The organism is Micromonospora rosaria (assembly GCF_001567585.1).
Lineage (GTDB): Bacteria > Actinomycetota > Actinomycetes > Mycobacteriales > Micromonosporaceae > Micromonospora > Micromonospora rosaria.
The window spans coordinates 26,505-41,447 of the sequence record NZ_LRQV01000053.1; the positions used below are offsets into that span (position 1 = coordinate 26,505).

Here is a 14,943-nt window from a genome sequence, read left to right on the forward strand (position 1 = left end):
AGACGGGGTGTCTCGTGTACCCACCGACCGACCGCACCACCGCCACCCGGATGCGGGACCGGATGAGCCACGACCGGGCCGCCGTCCACGCGGTGCTGGACGAGGCGTACCACTGCGCGTTGGGCTTCGTCGTCGACGGCGAGCCCCGGATCCTGCCCACCCTGCACGTCCGTGTCGGGGACACGCTCTACCTGCACGGCTCCACCGGCAGCCGGCCGTTGCTGGCCGCCCGGGGGCCGGACGGGCTCGCGGTCTGCGTCTCGGTCACCCTCCTCGACGGCCTGGTCTACGCCCGCTCCCAGTTCAACCACAGCGCCAACTACCGCTCGGTGGTCGTGCACGGCACCGCCCACCTGGTCACCGACGACCGGGAGAAGACCGAGGTGCTCACCGCCCTGGTGGAGAAGGTCGGCCCCGGCCGCAGCCGGGAGACCCGACCGCCGAACCGCCGGGAACTGGCCGAGACCGCCGTCCTGGCGCTGCCGCTGCGGGAGGTCTCGCTCCGCGCCCGCGCCGGTGGGGTGGGCGACGACGAGGCGGATCTCGACCTGCCGTACTGGGCCGGGGTGGTGCCGCTGCGGCTCACCCCGGGCCGCCCGGAGCCGGACGCCGGAGTCGGCGTCCCCGCCCCCGGGTACCTGCCGGCCGGCGACCCCCCGCCGACGCCCGCGCCGACGTCGTCCGGCCCGACGCCACCCGCCCCGGCGCCACGGTGACGGCCGGCGCAGTCGTGACGGTCCTCGATAAGTGGTCGACGGCACACATCAGCCTGCGGGACAGCCATCGACGCGGCGTACCGGCGGGGCGATGATGACCGCCGTGCTGGGTATCACCGACATCTGGACGTACGTGCTGGGCACCGTGGCGATCATCCTGCTGCCCGGTCCCAACTCGCTCTTCGTCCTCTCCACCGCCGCCCGACGCGGGGTACGGACCGGCTACCGGGCGGCGGCCGGTGTCTTCGTCGGCGACTGGGTGCTGATGGTCCTCTCCGCCGCCGGGGTGGCGTCGCTGCTCAAGGCGTACCCGCCGATCTTCCTGGTGGTCAAGTACGCCGGTGCGGCGTACCTCGGGTACGTCGGGGTGACCATGCTGCTCGGGGCCTGGCGGCGCTGGCGGACCCGGCACGACCCGGACACGCCGCGCCTGATCGACGCCGCCGAGCCGGCCGCGCTGCGCAGCCCGTTCCGCAAGGCGATGGTGATCAGCCTGCTCAACCCGAAGGCGATCCTCTTCTTCGTCTCGTTCTTCATCCAGTTCGTCGACCCGACCTACCCCTGGCCGGCACTGTCGTTCCTGCTGCTCGGTCTGATCGCCCAGGTGTCCAGCGTGCTGTACCTGAGCGTGCTGATCTTCGCGGGCACCTTCCTGGCGGCGCAGTTCGCCGAGCGCCGCCGGCTGGCCGCCGGGGCCACCACCGGGGTCGCCGCGCTCTTCCTCGGGTTCAGCATCAAACTGGCCACCGCCACCGTCTGAGCCGGCACCGTCTGAGCCGGCACCGTCTGACCGGCCACCGTCTGGGCTCAGGTGCCGTCGCCGGCTCCACCACCGCCGGGGCCGGCGCCCTCGCCGGTCATCCCGCCGAGCCCGTAGCCCGCCGGGCCCGGCCCGTCCGGGTGGCGGCTCACGTGCGCCGACTCGGTCACCTGCGCGGACCAGTCGGCGTGGGCGGCCATCTCGGCGTGCCGGTTGATCGTGGACCGGAGCCACCCGTCCACCACGGCCGGCCAGTCCTGCCGCTCGGCACCGGCGTGCCACACCCGGAACCGGCTGATGCTCTGGTGGGTGGCCCCGGCCAGGGCCAGCCGGCGGTCGGCCCAGAGGAGCACCTCCAGGCCCGCCGGGTTCGCCACGAAGATCACCTCCAGCTCGGTGATCGGGCCGGCGTACAGCGGGGCCACCCAGTACCCGAGCCGCTGGTGCACCGGCAGCGCCTGCTCCACCCCGGGCAGCCGGCGCTGTTGCAGGGCGGCCTGGCGCAGCACGAAGCCGAGAGAATCCAGGGCGGCCAGGACGTGCTGTTGCACGGGGAGCGGATGCACGAAGACCGGCACCATCGCGCCCTGGCCCACCTCGGGGTCGGGCCCGACGGCGACCTCGGTGCGCAGCCCGGTGCGCAACCCCATCAGCGGTACCCCGCCGAAGATCGTCACCGGGGCCTCCCAGGGCAGCGGCAACGCGAAGTCCACCGCCCGGCGGCGGCCGGCCGGCACCACGAACCGGCCGGCGATCGCGACCTGGTGGTACTGCACCAGGCGGGGCCCCCGGGCCGGGTCGTCCGGCTCGGCCTGCACGACCAGGCCGAGCCGGATGTGCCGGACCGGCACGTCGTCGCCGCCGGCGGCGAGCGTCACCCGCCCCGGCAGCCGCAGCCCGGGGCGGGTGCTCGGATTGGTCACCGTGGTGTGCACCGACAGCCCGGTCCAGCCGGACTCCGGTGACACCCCCGTCAACCGCACCGCCGTCGCTCCTACCGCATCCGCCGCCCGCGGGGCACCGGGTCGGTCTCGTCGTCGAACTCGCCGATGACCTCCTCCAGGAGGTCCTCCAGCGCGACGAAACCGATCGGCCGGGTCGGCCCGCCACCGTTGCGGACCAGCGCGAGCTGTGTCTGGCGGCCCCGCATCGCGGCCACCGCCTGGTTGACCGTGGACTCCGCCGGCACGGTGAAGGCGCTGCTCATCAGCTCACCCGCGGTCGCCGACCGGCCGGTCGTCACCGCCCGGACCGCCTCCCGGACGTGCACCAGGCCGACCACGTCGCCGCTGTCGTCGACCACCGCCAGGCGGGACCGGCCGCTGTCCCGGCTGACCTCCTCGATCCGGTCCGCCGGGTCGTCGCGCCGGACCGTCACGATCCGGTCGAACGGCTCCATCACGTCGGCCACCGTGGTCCGCTGCAACTCCAGCATGCTGGTCAGCAACTGGTGCTGCTCCGCGCCGAGCAGCCCGTGCTCACGGGACTGCTCCAGCAGGATGCGCAGCTCACTCGGCCCGTGGACCTGGGCCAACTGGTCCTGCGGATTGACCTTGACCAGCCGCAGCATCGCGTTGGCCCACGCGTTCAGCACCGACAGCACCGGGCGGGCGACCCGGGCGAACGCCCGGAACGGCAGGGCCAGCAGCAGCGCCGACCGCTCCGGGTGGGTGATCGCCCACGACTTCGGCGCCATCTCGCCGACCACCAGGTGCAGGAAGGTGACCAGGCTCAGCGCGAAGACCAGGGCGACGACGTGGCTCGCCGCGGTGGGCAGCCCCGCCGCGTGCAGCAGCGGGCCGAGCAGCCGCTCGATCGCCGGCTCGGCCAGCGCACCCAGGCCCAGCGTGCACAGGGTGATGCCGAGCTGCGCGCCGGCCAGCATCAGGGACAGCTCGCGGACCCCGTCGAGGGCCGCGCGGGCCGCCCGGCCGCCGCCGACGGCGAGCTGCTCCAGGCGGTACCGCTTGGCGGCCACCAGGGCGAACTCGGCGGCCACGAAGAACCCGTTGAGGGCCAGCAGCACCACCGACACGGCCAGTGCGATCCCGGGGCTCACGCCGTCACCTCCTGGGCGTGGGCCGGACCGACGACTCGTTCACTGCGTTCGCTCACGCCGTCACCTCCGTGCGCTCCTCGGGGGCGGCGACGCGGATGCGGACCGAGTCGGCCACGTGCCGGTCGACGGCCAGGACCTCGACCAGGGCGGTCGGTACCGTCCTGGGCTCCTCGCCGTCGGGCGGCAGCACGATCTCCAGCCGGTCACCCACCTCGGGCACCCGGCCCAGCTCGCGCATGACCAGCCCGGAGAGGGTGTCGTACTCGGGGGCCTCGGGCAGCGCGATGCCGGTGCTGTCGGCCACCTCGTCGATGCGCCAGCGGGCCGGCACCACCCAGGAGCCGTCCGGTTGCCGGGCGGGCGCCCGCTCGGGCGGGTCGTCCTCGTCGCGGATCGGGCCGACCAGTTCCTCGGCGAGGTCCTCCAGGGTGATCACGCCGGCGAAGCCGCCGTACTCGTCGACCACGCAGGCGAGCTGCCGGTGCCCGGAGCGGAGCCGGTCCAGCACCGTCGGCAGCGGCAGGGTCTCCGGCACCAGCAGCGGCGGTACGGCGACCGCGCCGACCCGGGTGCTGCCGCGCTCCGCCGGGGGTACGCCGAGCACGTCGGCGATGCCGACCACCCCGACCAGGTCGTCGACGCCCTCGGCGCCCCGGACCGGGAACCGGGAGTGGCCGGTGTCGAGCAGCTCGACCACCCGGCTGACCGGCTCGTCGGCGCGGACCGTGTGCACGTCGACCCGGGGGACCATGGCCTCCCCGGCGGTGAGCTGCCGGAAGTCGAGCCCCCGGTCCAGCAGGTCGGACATCTCCGCGTCGAGGTGCCCCTCCTCGCGGGACTCCGCGATGATCTGCTCCAGGTCCTCCGGGGTGGCGCCGCTGGGCAGCTCCTCGATCGGCTCGATGCCGACCCGGCGCAGCAGCCGTACGGCGGCCCGGTCGAAGAGCTTGATCAGCGGGCCGGCCACCTTGAGGTAGATCAGCGTGGACCGGCTCAGCGCCCGCGCCAGCGGCTCGGGCCGGGCGATGGCGAGGTTCTTGGGGGCCAGCTCGCCGAGCACCATCTGCACCGCGGTCGCGATGGTCAGGGCGAGCGCGACCGAGAGGGGCAGGCTCACCGCCGACGAGACGCCGACCCCACCGAACAGCTCGGCGAGCCCGGCGCCCAGGTACGGCTCGGCGACGTACCCGACCAGCAGCGCGGTGACGGTGATGCCGAGCTGGGCGCCGGAGAGCATGAAGGAGAGCCGGGCGGTGACCTGCAGGGCCCGCGCGGCGGGCTGGTCGCCCTGGTCGGCGAGTTGCTTGAGCTTGCCCCGGTCGACCGCGACGTAGCCGAACTCCTGGGCGACGAAGTACCCGGTGGCGACGGTGAGCAGGGTGATCAGGACGAGCCCGACGAGGATCAACACGGGAGTCTCACGGCTCCCGGGAGCGTCGTCGGGACGGGGGAACGCCGGGCAGTGCCCGGCTGGCTACTGCTGCCCTCCTGGGCAGAAGAGTCGGTCATGCGCCACATTTTATCGGCGATCGCGGGGTCCGCGCGGTGGGTGCGCGGGACCGGGCCCCCGCTCGCCGGGACGTCGGCGGGAGCCCGGTCGACCGGTCAGCTCTGCACGATCCGGACGTCGTCCACGGCCGCCTCGACCAGGCTGGCCGTGCCCGCGTCGGCGGCGTCCACGACGATGCGGACCGTCTGCCCGCGCAGGGCCGTGATGTCCGTACTGGTGGTCTGCCAGGCGGCGGCCCGGTTCACCGCCGCGCCGGTGAGGTTCAGCGCGGTGACGGTGCTCGTGCCGACCACCCGTACCCGCAGGTAGTCGGCGCTGGTGGCGTTGGTGAGGTGGGCCAGGTACGCGGCCAGGGACAGGGTCAGCGTGCCGGTGGCCGGGAGGGTGATCGGCCCGGACTGGATCGTGCTGACCCCGCCGTCGAGGTCGTTGTCCCCGGCGGCGGCCCCGGCCGCCGCCCCGGTGACCAGGGCGTAGCTGCCGGTCGCGGCGGCGAGTTGGGTGCTCACGCCGCCGCTGCTGGTGGCCGCCGGGACGCCCCGCTCCCAGCGGCCGGAGGTGGCGGTGTCGGTGCCGGCCGGGTTCACCGTCCAGCCGGTGGCGGTCTCGAAGCCGTCGGTGTGGACCGTGGTGCCGGGCGGCGGCGCGGCCCCGGCCAGCGCCCACACGGTGTACGCGATGGCGTCGGTGTTGCGGTCCAGCGCGGTGGCGTTGACGTTGCCCAGGTTGTCGCAGGCCCGGTGGTAGCAGGGATCGAAGGCCGCCCCGGCGGTACCGCCCCAGAGCGCGACCTGGGCGCTGGTCTTGGTCCCCTCGGCGCCGGTGAAGGTGCCACCGGCGGGGATGCCGGCGCTGATGAACGGCCCGTAGTCGCTGCGCCCGTCGAAGTCGGTGCCCCGGGTCGGCACCCCGATCGAGGTGAAGTACGCCTGGAGGGTCTGCTCGATCTGCGCCGAGCCGGCCGGGCCGGGACCGGCGCCGACCCCGTCGGAGTTGTCCCCGTCGTAGACGAAGTAGCCGGGGTTCGGCGAGCCGACCATGTCGAAGTTGAGGTACGCCTTGATCTTCGTCCGCTCGGCCGCCGGCAGCGCGGTGACGTAGTGCCGCGAGCCGCGCAGCCCCAGCTCCTCCGCGCCCCACCAGGCGAAGCGCAGGTGCTTGTCGGGGCTGAAGCCGGTGCGCGCCACGGCGAGGGCGACCTCCAGGATCGCCGCCGAGCCGGTGCCGTTGTCGTTGATCCCCGGTCCGGCGGTGGCGCTGTCCAGGTGCGCCCCGGTCATCACCACCGCGTTCGGGTCGCCGCCCGGCCAGTCGGCGATGAGGTTGTACCCGGTGGCGCCGTTGTAGGTGAACGACTGCACGGTGGTGGTGTAGCCGGCGGCGTCCAACCGACCCTTGACGTAGTTGACGGAGGCCAGGTAGCCGGGGCGGCCGTGCGCCCGGTTGCCGCCGTTGGCGGTGGCGATGCTGAGGAACTGGTTGAGATGGGCCTGCACGTTCGCCACCGGGATGTCCGGGGCCGCCAACACCGTCGGGGCCGCCAACGCCGTCGGGGCGGGGGCCGGTGCGCTGCGCGGGGCGGGGGCCGCGCCGGTGGCGGTCGCCAGGGTCACGGCCGCCGAGGCCAGTACGGCGATCCAGGGGGTACGGGATCTCATGGGTCCTCCGGTCGGGGGCGGGACCGGCCGGGTGTGGATGGGGCCCGGCCGACGGACGGCCATTGATCGACAACCGTCACTGCACGAGGGTGGGCTCTGGCCCGGGGCCCGGCAAGACGCAAGAGCGGGAATCGTCGCAGTCCCCGAATTGGGACCGCTCGGTGGTTCTGCGGACAGAGGACCCGGACCGCCTGCCCCGGTTCGCGTGCCACCGACCGGCCGACCCGGTCGGCGGGTCAGCGGTCGGCGAGTTCGTCGGTCTCCAGCAGCGACCGGTCGTGCCGGCCGGTCCGGTAGGCGGCCCGCCCGATCATCTGCGCGGCCACCGGCGCGGTGGCCAGTTGGAAGAGCGCCACCAGGGCGACCATGCCGAGGTCGGCCGGGCTGCGCAGCCGCAGCGCCAACCCGAGCATGGTCAGCAGCACGCCGAGCACCTGCGGCTTGGTGGCGGCGTGCATCCGGTCGAGGGTGTCCGGGAAGCGCAGCAGCCCGATCCCGGCGGCCAGGGCGAGCAGCGCGCCCGCCACCAGGGCGCCGGCGCCGGCCCAGTCGGCCACGGTGCCGAGGCTCATGCCTCCTCCCGCACGGCGAAGCGGACCAGGGCCACCGAGCCGATGAAGCCGAGCAGCGACAGCACCACCAGCACCGGCAGGGTGGAGGCGTGCCGGTTCACCGCCGCCTCCGCGCCCACCGCCGCGACCATCGTCGCCAGCAGCATGTCGGCGGCGATCACCCGGTCCAGCAGCGAGGGACCCCGGTACATCCGGGCCAACGCGAGCAGGGCGGTCCCGGAGAGCAGGACGGTGACGAGGACGGCGAGGACGGTGTTCACGGCGCGGACCCCCGGTCGACGGTGACGGTGTGCAGTTCCCGGGCCGATCCGATCGCCCGGACGATGCCCCGCTCCACGGCCAGCACCCGCTCCCGGTTGGCCGCGAGGCCGCCGGTGCCGGGCAGGTCGAGCACGTGGATGTAGAGCACGGCGTCGTCTCGGTCGACGTCGATGATCAGCGTCCCGGGGACCAGCGAGACGACCTCGGCGGTGAGGGCCAGGTTCAGGTCGGTGTGGACCCGCAGCGGCACCGCGATGATCGCGCTGCGCGGCGGCGGGCCCGGCCGGACGGCGAGCACGGCGACGTGCACGCTGGCCCGGACCAGGTCGACCACGAACGAGGCCGCCATGGAGACCAGGGCCCGCAGCCGGAGCCGGCCGCCGAAGGTGACCGGGGGCAGCGGGAAGAACACCAGCACCGCCCCGCCGACGAGCAACCCGCCGACCAGGTTGGCCCAGGTGAACCGCCCCCAGAGCAGGTTCCAGATCAACACCAGCCAGCCGAGCGCGATGGCCTGGTCCCGCCAGCGCCCCAGCCGGGCATGCCAGGTCGGGCTCACGACGTCGCCCCGTCGGCCAGGCCCGGCAGCACGGCCCGCAGGTACGGCGTGCGGTCCCGCAGGTCGCTGGCCGCGTCGACGGTGACGTCGAAGATCGGCCCGGCGGCGACGGTCAGCGCCAGGCCGAGGACGACCAGCGCGGCCGTCGCGCCGACCATCAGGCCGGGCAGCCGGGTGGGCGGCTCCGCGGTGGCCAGTTGCGGGGCCCGCCAGAAGGCGATGCCCCACACCCGTGACGCGGCGTAGAGGGTGAGCAGGCTGGTCACCGTGCCGGCGGCGACCAGCACCCAGGCCAGCGGGGTGCCCTCGGCGACGCCGGCCTGGAGCAGGCCCAGCTTGCCGAGGAACCCGGAGAACGGCGGAATCCCGGCGAGGTTCATGGCGGGAACGAAGAAGAGCACCGCGAGCATCGGCGCGACCCGGGCCAGTCCGCCGATGCGCCGCAGGTCGGTGCTGCCGGCCCGGACCTCGACCAGCCCGGCGACCAGGAACAGCGTGGTCTGGATGGTGATGTGGTGGATGACGTAGAAGATCGCCCCGGAGAGCCCGGCCACCGTGCTCAACCCGACCCCGAAGATCATGTAGCCGATGTGGCTGACCAGGGTGAAGGAGAAGATCCGTTTCATGTCCGACTGGGCGACCGCGCCGAGGATCCCGACCAGCATGGTCAGCCCGGCCACCACCAGCAGCAGCACGTCGGACACGCTGTCGGGGAAGAGCAGCGTCTCGGTCCGGATGATCGCGTAGACGCCGACCTTGGTGAGCAGGCCGGCGAAGACGGCGGTCACCGGGGCGGGGGCCGTCGGGTAGCTGTCCGGCAGCCAGGCCGACAGCGGGAAGACCGCCGCCTTGACGCCGAAGGCGAGCAGCAGCATCAGTTGCAGGCTCAGCCGTACCTTGTCGGGCAGCGCGTCCAGCCGCTGGGCGAGTTGGGCGAGGTTCAGGGTGCCGGTGGCGGCGTACGCCAGCCCCACCGCGCCCAGGAAGATCATCGACGACAGGACGCTGACCACGACGTACGTCGAGCCGGTCCGGATCCGGGTCTCGGTGCCGCCGAGGGTGATCAGGACGAAGCTGGCGGCCAGCAGCACCTCGAAGCCGACGTAGAGGTTGAACAGGTCACCGGCGAGGAAGGCGTTGGTGACACCGGCGGTGAGCACCAGGTAGGTGGGATGGAAGATGGTGACCGGGGCGGTCTCCCCCACGTCCCCCTGCCCCTGGCCGATCGAGTAGAGCAGCACGCAGAGGGTCACCGCCGCCGAGACCACCAGCAGCAACGCGGCCAGTTCGTCGGCGACCAGGACGATGCCGACCGGCGCCGACCAGCCGCCGACGTGCATCACCACCGGCCCGGACCGGTACGCCTGCACCAGCAGCACCACCGCGACCGCCACGGTGGCGGTGAGCACCGCGACGCTGACCGCCCGCTGCGCCCGGGGCCGGTTGGTCAGCAGCAGGGTCAGCGCGGCGCCGAGCAGCGGCACCACCACCGGCAACGGGACGAGCGCCGACATCATCGCGGCTCACCGCCCTGCGGCCGGTGGTGCCGGGGCGGCGGGTCCACCTGCTCGGGGTCCTCGTCCGGCCCCTCGCCACCGAGGTCCCGGGCGGGTAGTTCGTTGCGCTCGGCGAGCCGGACCACCTGCTGGTCCTCCAGGTCGTCCTGCACCTCGTCGCTGCCGGTCAGGTACCAGCTCCGGTACGCCACGGCGAGCAGGAACGCGGTCAGCCCGAAGGTGATCACGATGGCGGTGAGCACCATCGCCTGGGGCAGCGCGTCGCTCATCCGGGCCACCGGGTCGGCGCCGACCACCGGCGCCCCGCCGGCCCGCCCGCCGAGCAGGACCAGCAGGTTCATCCCGTTGCCGAGCAGGATGATGCCGAGCAGGATCCGGGTCAGGCTGCGCTCCAGCAGCAGGGTCACCCCGGTCGCGACGAGCACCGCGACGGCCAGCACCAGCACCAGGGTCGGCCCGGCGACGCCCTCCGTCACCACCCGCACCGCCAGGTCGCCCGCCCCGGCCGGACCCGCCGCCGGCCCGACCGGCCCCGCCCCACCGCCCGGCGGTGGGAGCACGATCCACCCCGGCGTCACGATCCACCCCGGCGTCACGATCCGCTCCCGGGCCGGTCGACCAGGGGGCCCCGGCCCGAGCCGCCGGCCGCCTCGATGTGCCGGTCCACCTCGGCGCCGAGGCTGCGCAGGATGTCCAGCGCCAACCCGATCACCACGAGATAGACCCCGACGTCGAAGAAGAGGGACGTCACCAGGTGGACGTCGCCGACGACGGGCACCGAGAAGTCGATCTTCGTGCTCTCCAGCACCGATCCACCGGCCAGCAGCGCCACCACACCGGTGCCCACCGCCACCGCCAGGCCGGCGCCGAGCACCGTACCCGCGCCGACCGGCATCGCCTCGGCCAGCTCGTACCGGCCGCCGGCGAGGTACCGGACCGCCAGGGCGAGGCTGACCACCAGGCCACCGGCGAAGCCCCCACCGGGGGCGTTGTGCCCGGAGAAGAGCAGGAAGAGCGAGAAGAGCACCACCGTGTGGAACAGCAGCCGGGTGACCACCTCGAAGACGATCGACCGCTGCCGCTCCCGCAGGGTCGCCCCGCCCCGGAGCCACACCGACCGGTCGGTGTCGCGCGGCCCGGCCGGTGCCCGGTCCCGCTGCGGCCGGCGGGGCCGGGGGCCGGTCCGGGAACGCTGGAAGACCAGGCTCGCCACGCCGGTGGCGGCCACCACGAGCACCGACAGCTCGCCCATGGTGTCCCAGGCGCGGATGTCCACCAGGGTCACGTTCACCACGTTGCGGCCGTGCCCCTGGGTGACCGCCAGCTCCGGGAAGGCGAGCGAGTCCGTCGGGGCCTGCCGGGCGCCGGAGGCGGTGAGGGCGAGGCCGGCCACCACCACGCCCGCCGCGACGCCGACGCCGCGCCGGACCCACCGGCTGCGGCGCAGCGGCCGGGCCGAGAAGCGTTCCGGCAGCCGGCGCAGCACCAGCACGAAGACCGCGATGGTGGCCGTCTCCACCAGGAACTGGGTCAGCGCCAGGTCCGGCGCGCCGTAGAACACGAAGAGCATCGCGCTGCCGTACCCGGTGACCCCGGTCAGCAGCATCGCGGTCAACCGGCGGCGGGCGCCGACCGCGAGCACCGCCGCGACGGCGACGACGCCCACCACGACCAGTTGCAGCGGGGTGTCCCAGAGCGCGATCCGGGTCCGCCAGGGCCGGGCCAGCAGCAGCGCGGTGCCCGGGACCAGCACCAGGACGAGCAGGATCGTGCCGAGGTACTGCGGCAGGCTGCCGCGCTGGGTGGCGCCGGTGACCTCGATGGCGAGCCGGTCGAAGTGGCGGACCACCCACTCGTACCCCCGTTGGCTGTCGACCGGGGAGCGCAGCCGGGCGCAGGCCGGGGCGAGCGGGCCGCGCAGCGCGAAGAGCAGCCCGCCGCCGAGCAGGGCGACGATCGACAGGCCGAGCGCGGGGGTGAGGCCGTGCCAGAGCGCCAGGTGCTCACCGGGCCGGCCGAACAACTCGGCGTACGGCCGCAGCAGGCCGTCCAGGCCACCGGCGAGCGGGCCGGCGACCAGCCCGAACCCGGCCAGCAGGGTCGGTGGCAGCAGCATCGGGGCGTTCGACGCGAGGACCTCGCTCGGTGCGACGCCCGGTTTGCTGGCGAACGCGCCCCAGACGAACCGGACGCTGTACGCGACGGTGAGCACGGTGCCCACAACCAGCCCGGTGAGGACCACCGGCTGGTGGGTGAAGGCGGCGAAGATCGCCTCCTTGGCGACGAAGCCGAGCAGCGGCGGCAGCCCGGCCATCGAGGCGGCGGCGAGCACGGCGATCCCGCACAGCAGCGGGGCCCGCCGGCCCACCCCGGACAGCTCGGCCACCTCGCGGGTGCCGGTGGCGTGGTCGACCACGCCGACGACGAGGAAGAGCGCCGCCTTGAAGGCCGCGTGGGCGAGCAGCATCGCGGTGGCGGCCAGCGCCGCGTCCGGGGTGCCCGCCCCGGTCACCACCACCAGCAGGCCGAGCTGGCTGACCGTCCCGTACGCCAGCAGCAGTTTCAGGTCGGTCTGCCGCAGCGCGGCCCAGCCGCCGGCGATCATGGTGGCCAGTCCGGCCGTGAGCACCACCGGCCGCCACCCGGTGACGGTGGCGAGCACCGGGGCGAGCAGGCCGATCAGGTACACGCCGGCCTTGACCATGGCCGCCGCGTGCAGGTACGCGCTGACCGGGGTGGGGGCCGCCATCGCCGCCGGCAGCCAGGAGCTGAACGGCAGGATCGCCGACTTGGACAGCGCGCCGACCAGGATCAGCACCACCGCGACGATGAGCGGGGCGCCCCCGGGCAGCGGTCCGGCGCTGATCACCGACCACCGGTAGCTGCCGGCGTGCGCGCCGAGCAGGAGCACCCCGACCAGCATGGCCAGCCCGCCGAGGGTGGTCACGGTCAGCGCCTGGGCCGCCGCCCACCGGCTCGACCGCCGCTCGGTGCTGTGCCCGATCAGCAGGTACGAGAAGATCGTGGTGAGCTCCCAGCCGACGTAGAGCAGCAGCAGGTCGTCGGCGAGGACCAGGCCGAGCATCGCGCCGGCGAAGGCGACCAGGACGCCCGCGAACCGGGCCAGCCCCACCGCGCCGGCGGCGAAGTACCGGGAGCAGTAGACCAGCACCAGCGCCCCGACCCCACCGACGAGCAGGGTCATCAGCCAGGACAGCGTGGTGAGCCGGAAGGTGAGGTCCAGGCCGAGCTGACCGACCCAGGGGTACGTCTCGACGACCGCGCCGCCGTCGCGGACCGCCGGGGTACGCAGCACCGCCCAGCCGAACGCCGCCGCCGGCGCCAGCGCGAGCGGCCAGCAGGCGCGCGGTCCCCACCACTGCACCAGCAGCGGCGCGACGAGCGCCGCCACCAGGTGGAGGATCAGCAGTGCCAGCACGGGTGCTCCAGGTCGACGGGCGGCGCGGCGCGGCCGGGCCTCGCGGGAAGGCCTCAGCAGCGATCAGACGCCAGTTCGTCGCCCGGTGAAGGGCTTTTGCGTAATAAATCCGCTTTAGGAGGTTTTGTAGCTTTAAGGGGTTTCTACGCGAGCGGGCCGACTCACCCCACGACCACGTCGCCCGGCGTGCGGGCCGCCGGCCGCTCGGGGCGGGTCTCCACCAGCAGGTCGGGCCGGCCGAGCTGGCGGGCCACCCGGTTGACCACCTGCTGCGCCGCGGCCAGCGACCGCACCGACAGCAGCCGGCCCCGGCTCTCCCGCCGCAGCACGAAGAAGTGCACCGCCGCCCGGACCCGACCCCGGTCGGCCGCGCTGGCCTGGGCCGTGGAGACGACCAGCTCCCGCAGGCAGCCGGCGAGCCGCTCGGCGAGCTCCAGCTCGGGGCCGTGCAGACCCACCCGGACGGCGGCGAGATGACCGTCGACCTTGCGGATGAGCACGTCGGTGCCGGACTCGAAGCCACGCTCCTCGACGGCCATCGATTCTCCCCACCCCGGGTCCATGGTGCGAGTGAAGTTACGTTATGTTGTGATCCACATGCAAGCAGTTAAGTGAGACTTAACGCGCGTACATCGCAGTTGTTGGTTTACCCGTCGCTCTTGGACAGAACAGCGCCGCCAGCCGTGGAAATGTCACACGACCGGGGCACCATGGGGTGGTGACGGGTACCGGAAGCGCCAGCGCCGCCTCGGCCGGGATGCCAGGCGGGTTCGGGCCGGCCACCCGGGAATGGTTCGCGGCGGCCTTCGCCGCGCCGACCGCCGCGCAGACCGGCGCCTGGCACTCGGTCGCCGCCGGGCGCAACGCCCTGGTGGTGGCCCCCACCGGCTCCGGGAAGACCCTCGCCGCGTTCCTCTGGTCGCTGGACCGGATCGCCCGGACCCCGCCCCCGCCCGACGCCCGGCGGCGCTGCCGGGTCCTCTACGTCAGCCCGCTCAAGGCCCTCGCGGTCGACGTCGAGCGGAACCTGCGCGCCCCGCTGGCCGGCATCCGGCAGGCCGCCACCCGGCTCGGCATCGCCCCGCCGGAGATCACCGTCGGGATGCGGACCGGGGACACCCCGGCCGACGAGCGGCGGGCCTTCGCCCGGACCCCGCCGGACATCCTGATCACCACGCCCGAGTCGCTGTTCCTGCTGCTCACCTCGGCCGCGCGGGAGTCGCTCCGGGGGGTGGAGACGGTGATCGTGGACGAGGTCCACGCGGTCGCCGGCACCAAGCGCGGCGCCCACCTCGCCCTCTCCCTGGAACGCCTCGACGCGCTGCTGCCGGCCCCGGCGCAGCGGATCGGGCTCTCCGCGACCGTCCGCCCGGTCGACACCTGCGCCCGGTTCCTCGGCGGCGCACGCGCGGTCGACGTGGTGCAGCCGGCCACCGACAAGACCATCGAGGTGGACGTCCAGGTGCCGGTCGAGGACATGACCCGCCTGGACGACCCGGCGTCGCCGCCGGCCCACACCCCCCTGGACGACCCGGCGTCGCCGCCGGCCCACACCCCCCTGGACGAGCCGCCGTCGCCGCCGGCCCACACTCACCGGGACGACCCGGCCGGCCCCTACCCGGGCGAGCCGGCGGGGAGCAGTCCGGGCTGGCCGGCGGGGCCCGTCGACGGTGACCTCGGCGGGCCGGGGCCCCGCCGCGCCTCGATCTGGCCGGCGGTGGAGGAACGGGTCCTCGCGCTGATCCGGGCCCACCGCTCCACCATCGTCTTCACCAACTCCCGGCGCAGCGCCGAACGGCTCTGCGCCCGGCTCAACGAACTCGCCGCCGAGGAGGCCGGCACCGACCCGGCCAGCGGCAGGCCGGCAGCGGCCGGGCCGGCGGCCGGTGGTG

General features: G+C 74.3%; 13 protein-coding genes and 1 pseudogene. 3 read left to right on the forward strand and 11 right to left on the reverse strand.

What is annotated here, in order from left to right; genetic code table 11:
• Positions 1-14: 14 nt before the first annotated feature.
• Together AWW66_RS15980 and leuE are read left to right on the forward strand one after the other, a co-directional pair.
• Positions 15-659 (forward strand): annotated as a pseudogene (locus tag AWW66_RS15980) (pyridoxamine 5'-phosphate oxidase family protein); the annotation flags it as partial.
• A gap of 148 nt (positions 660-807) precedes the next feature.
• Positions 808-1,476, forward strand: a complete 669-nt coding sequence (gene leuE / locus AWW66_RS15985; protein ID WP_067366476.1) for a leucine efflux protein LeuE — start codon at positions 808-810, stop codon at positions 1,474-1,476.
• A gap of 47 nt (positions 1,477-1,523) precedes the next feature.
• On the opposite strand, the gene AWW66_RS15990 is transcribed toward leuE, so the two are convergent.
• The 11 genes from AWW66_RS15990 to AWW66_RS16040 form a co-directional block, all read right to left on the reverse strand.
• Complete coding sequence (locus AWW66_RS15990; protein WP_067366479.1) at positions 1,524-2,459, reverse strand: sporulation protein; 936 nt, start codon at positions 2,457-2,459, stop codon at positions 1,524-1,526.
• Between the two features lie 11 nt (positions 2,460-2,470).
• The gene (locus AWW66_RS15995) at positions 2,471-3,535 is read right to left on the reverse strand and encodes a hemolysin family protein (RefSeq protein WP_067366482.1); all 1,065 of its coding nucleotides are present in this window, start codon (positions 3,533-3,535) and stop codon (positions 2,471-2,473) included.
• Between the two features lie 52 nt (positions 3,536-3,587).
• Positions 3,588-4,946, reverse strand: coding sequence for a hemolysin family protein (locus AWW66_RS16000; RefSeq protein ID WP_067366485.1), 1,359 nt, complete (start codon positions 4,944-4,946; stop codon positions 3,588-3,590).
• A 194-nt stretch (positions 4,947-5,140) separates the two neighbouring features.
• Positions 5,141-6,703: a M28 family metallopeptidase gene (locus tag AWW66_RS16005; RefSeq protein ID WP_067366488.1), complete on the reverse strand. Its 1,563-nt coding sequence runs from the start codon at positions 6,701-6,703 to the stop codon at positions 5,141-5,143.
• Between the two features lie 236 nt (positions 6,704-6,939).
• Positions 6,940-7,275 carry a monovalent cation/H(+) antiporter subunit G gene (gene mnhG / locus AWW66_RS16010; protein ID WP_067366491.1) on the reverse strand — a complete coding sequence of 112 codons (336 nt, stop codon included), beginning with the start codon at positions 7,273-7,275 and terminating at the stop codon, positions 6,940-6,942.
• The gene (locus tag AWW66_RS16015) at positions 7,272-7,535 is read right to left on the reverse strand and encodes an MrpF/PhaF family protein (RefSeq protein WP_067366494.1); all 264 of its coding nucleotides are present in this window, start codon (positions 7,533-7,535) and stop codon (positions 7,272-7,274) included. Before AWW66_RS16015 ends, mnhG begins: the two co-directional genes overlap by 4 nt.
• Positions 7,532-8,095 carry a Na+/H+ antiporter subunit E gene (locus AWW66_RS16020; protein ID WP_067366496.1) on the reverse strand — a complete coding sequence of 188 codons (564 nt, stop codon included), beginning with the start codon at positions 8,093-8,095 and terminating at the stop codon, positions 7,532-7,534. The genes AWW66_RS16015 and AWW66_RS16020 overlap by 4 nt, the downstream gene beginning before the upstream one ends.
• Entirely contained in the window at positions 8,092-9,609 is a 1,518-nt protein-coding gene (locus AWW66_RS16025; protein WP_067366499.1) for a Na+/H+ antiporter subunit D, read from the reverse strand. Before AWW66_RS16025 ends, AWW66_RS16020 begins: the two co-directional genes overlap by 4 nt.
• Positions 9,609-10,088 carry a Na(+)/H(+) antiporter subunit C gene (locus AWW66_RS16030; protein ID WP_067366517.1) on the reverse strand — a complete coding sequence of 160 codons (480 nt, stop codon included), beginning with the start codon at positions 10,086-10,088 and terminating at the stop codon, positions 9,609-9,611. The genes AWW66_RS16025 and AWW66_RS16030 overlap by 1 nt, the downstream gene beginning before the upstream one ends.
• A 116-nt stretch (positions 10,089-10,204) precedes the next feature.
• Positions 10,205-13,051 (reverse strand): Na+/H+ antiporter subunit A, encoded by a 2,847-nt coding sequence (locus AWW66_RS16035; RefSeq protein WP_067366502.1) that lies wholly within the window; start codon positions 13,049-13,051, stop codon positions 10,205-10,207.
• A 161-nt stretch (positions 13,052-13,212) separates the two neighbouring features.
• Positions 13,213-13,590 carry a hypothetical protein gene (locus tag AWW66_RS16040; protein WP_067366505.1) on the reverse strand — a complete coding sequence of 126 codons (378 nt, stop codon included), beginning with the start codon at positions 13,588-13,590 and terminating at the stop codon, positions 13,213-13,215.
• 218 nt (positions 13,591-13,808) lie between these two features.
• Between AWW66_RS16040 and AWW66_RS32740 the strand changes: the two genes are divergently transcribed.
• A partial coding sequence (locus AWW66_RS32740) for a DEAD/DEAH box helicase (RefSeq protein ID WP_245648333.1) occupies positions 13,809-14,943 on the forward strand: 1,135 nt, incomplete at its 3' end.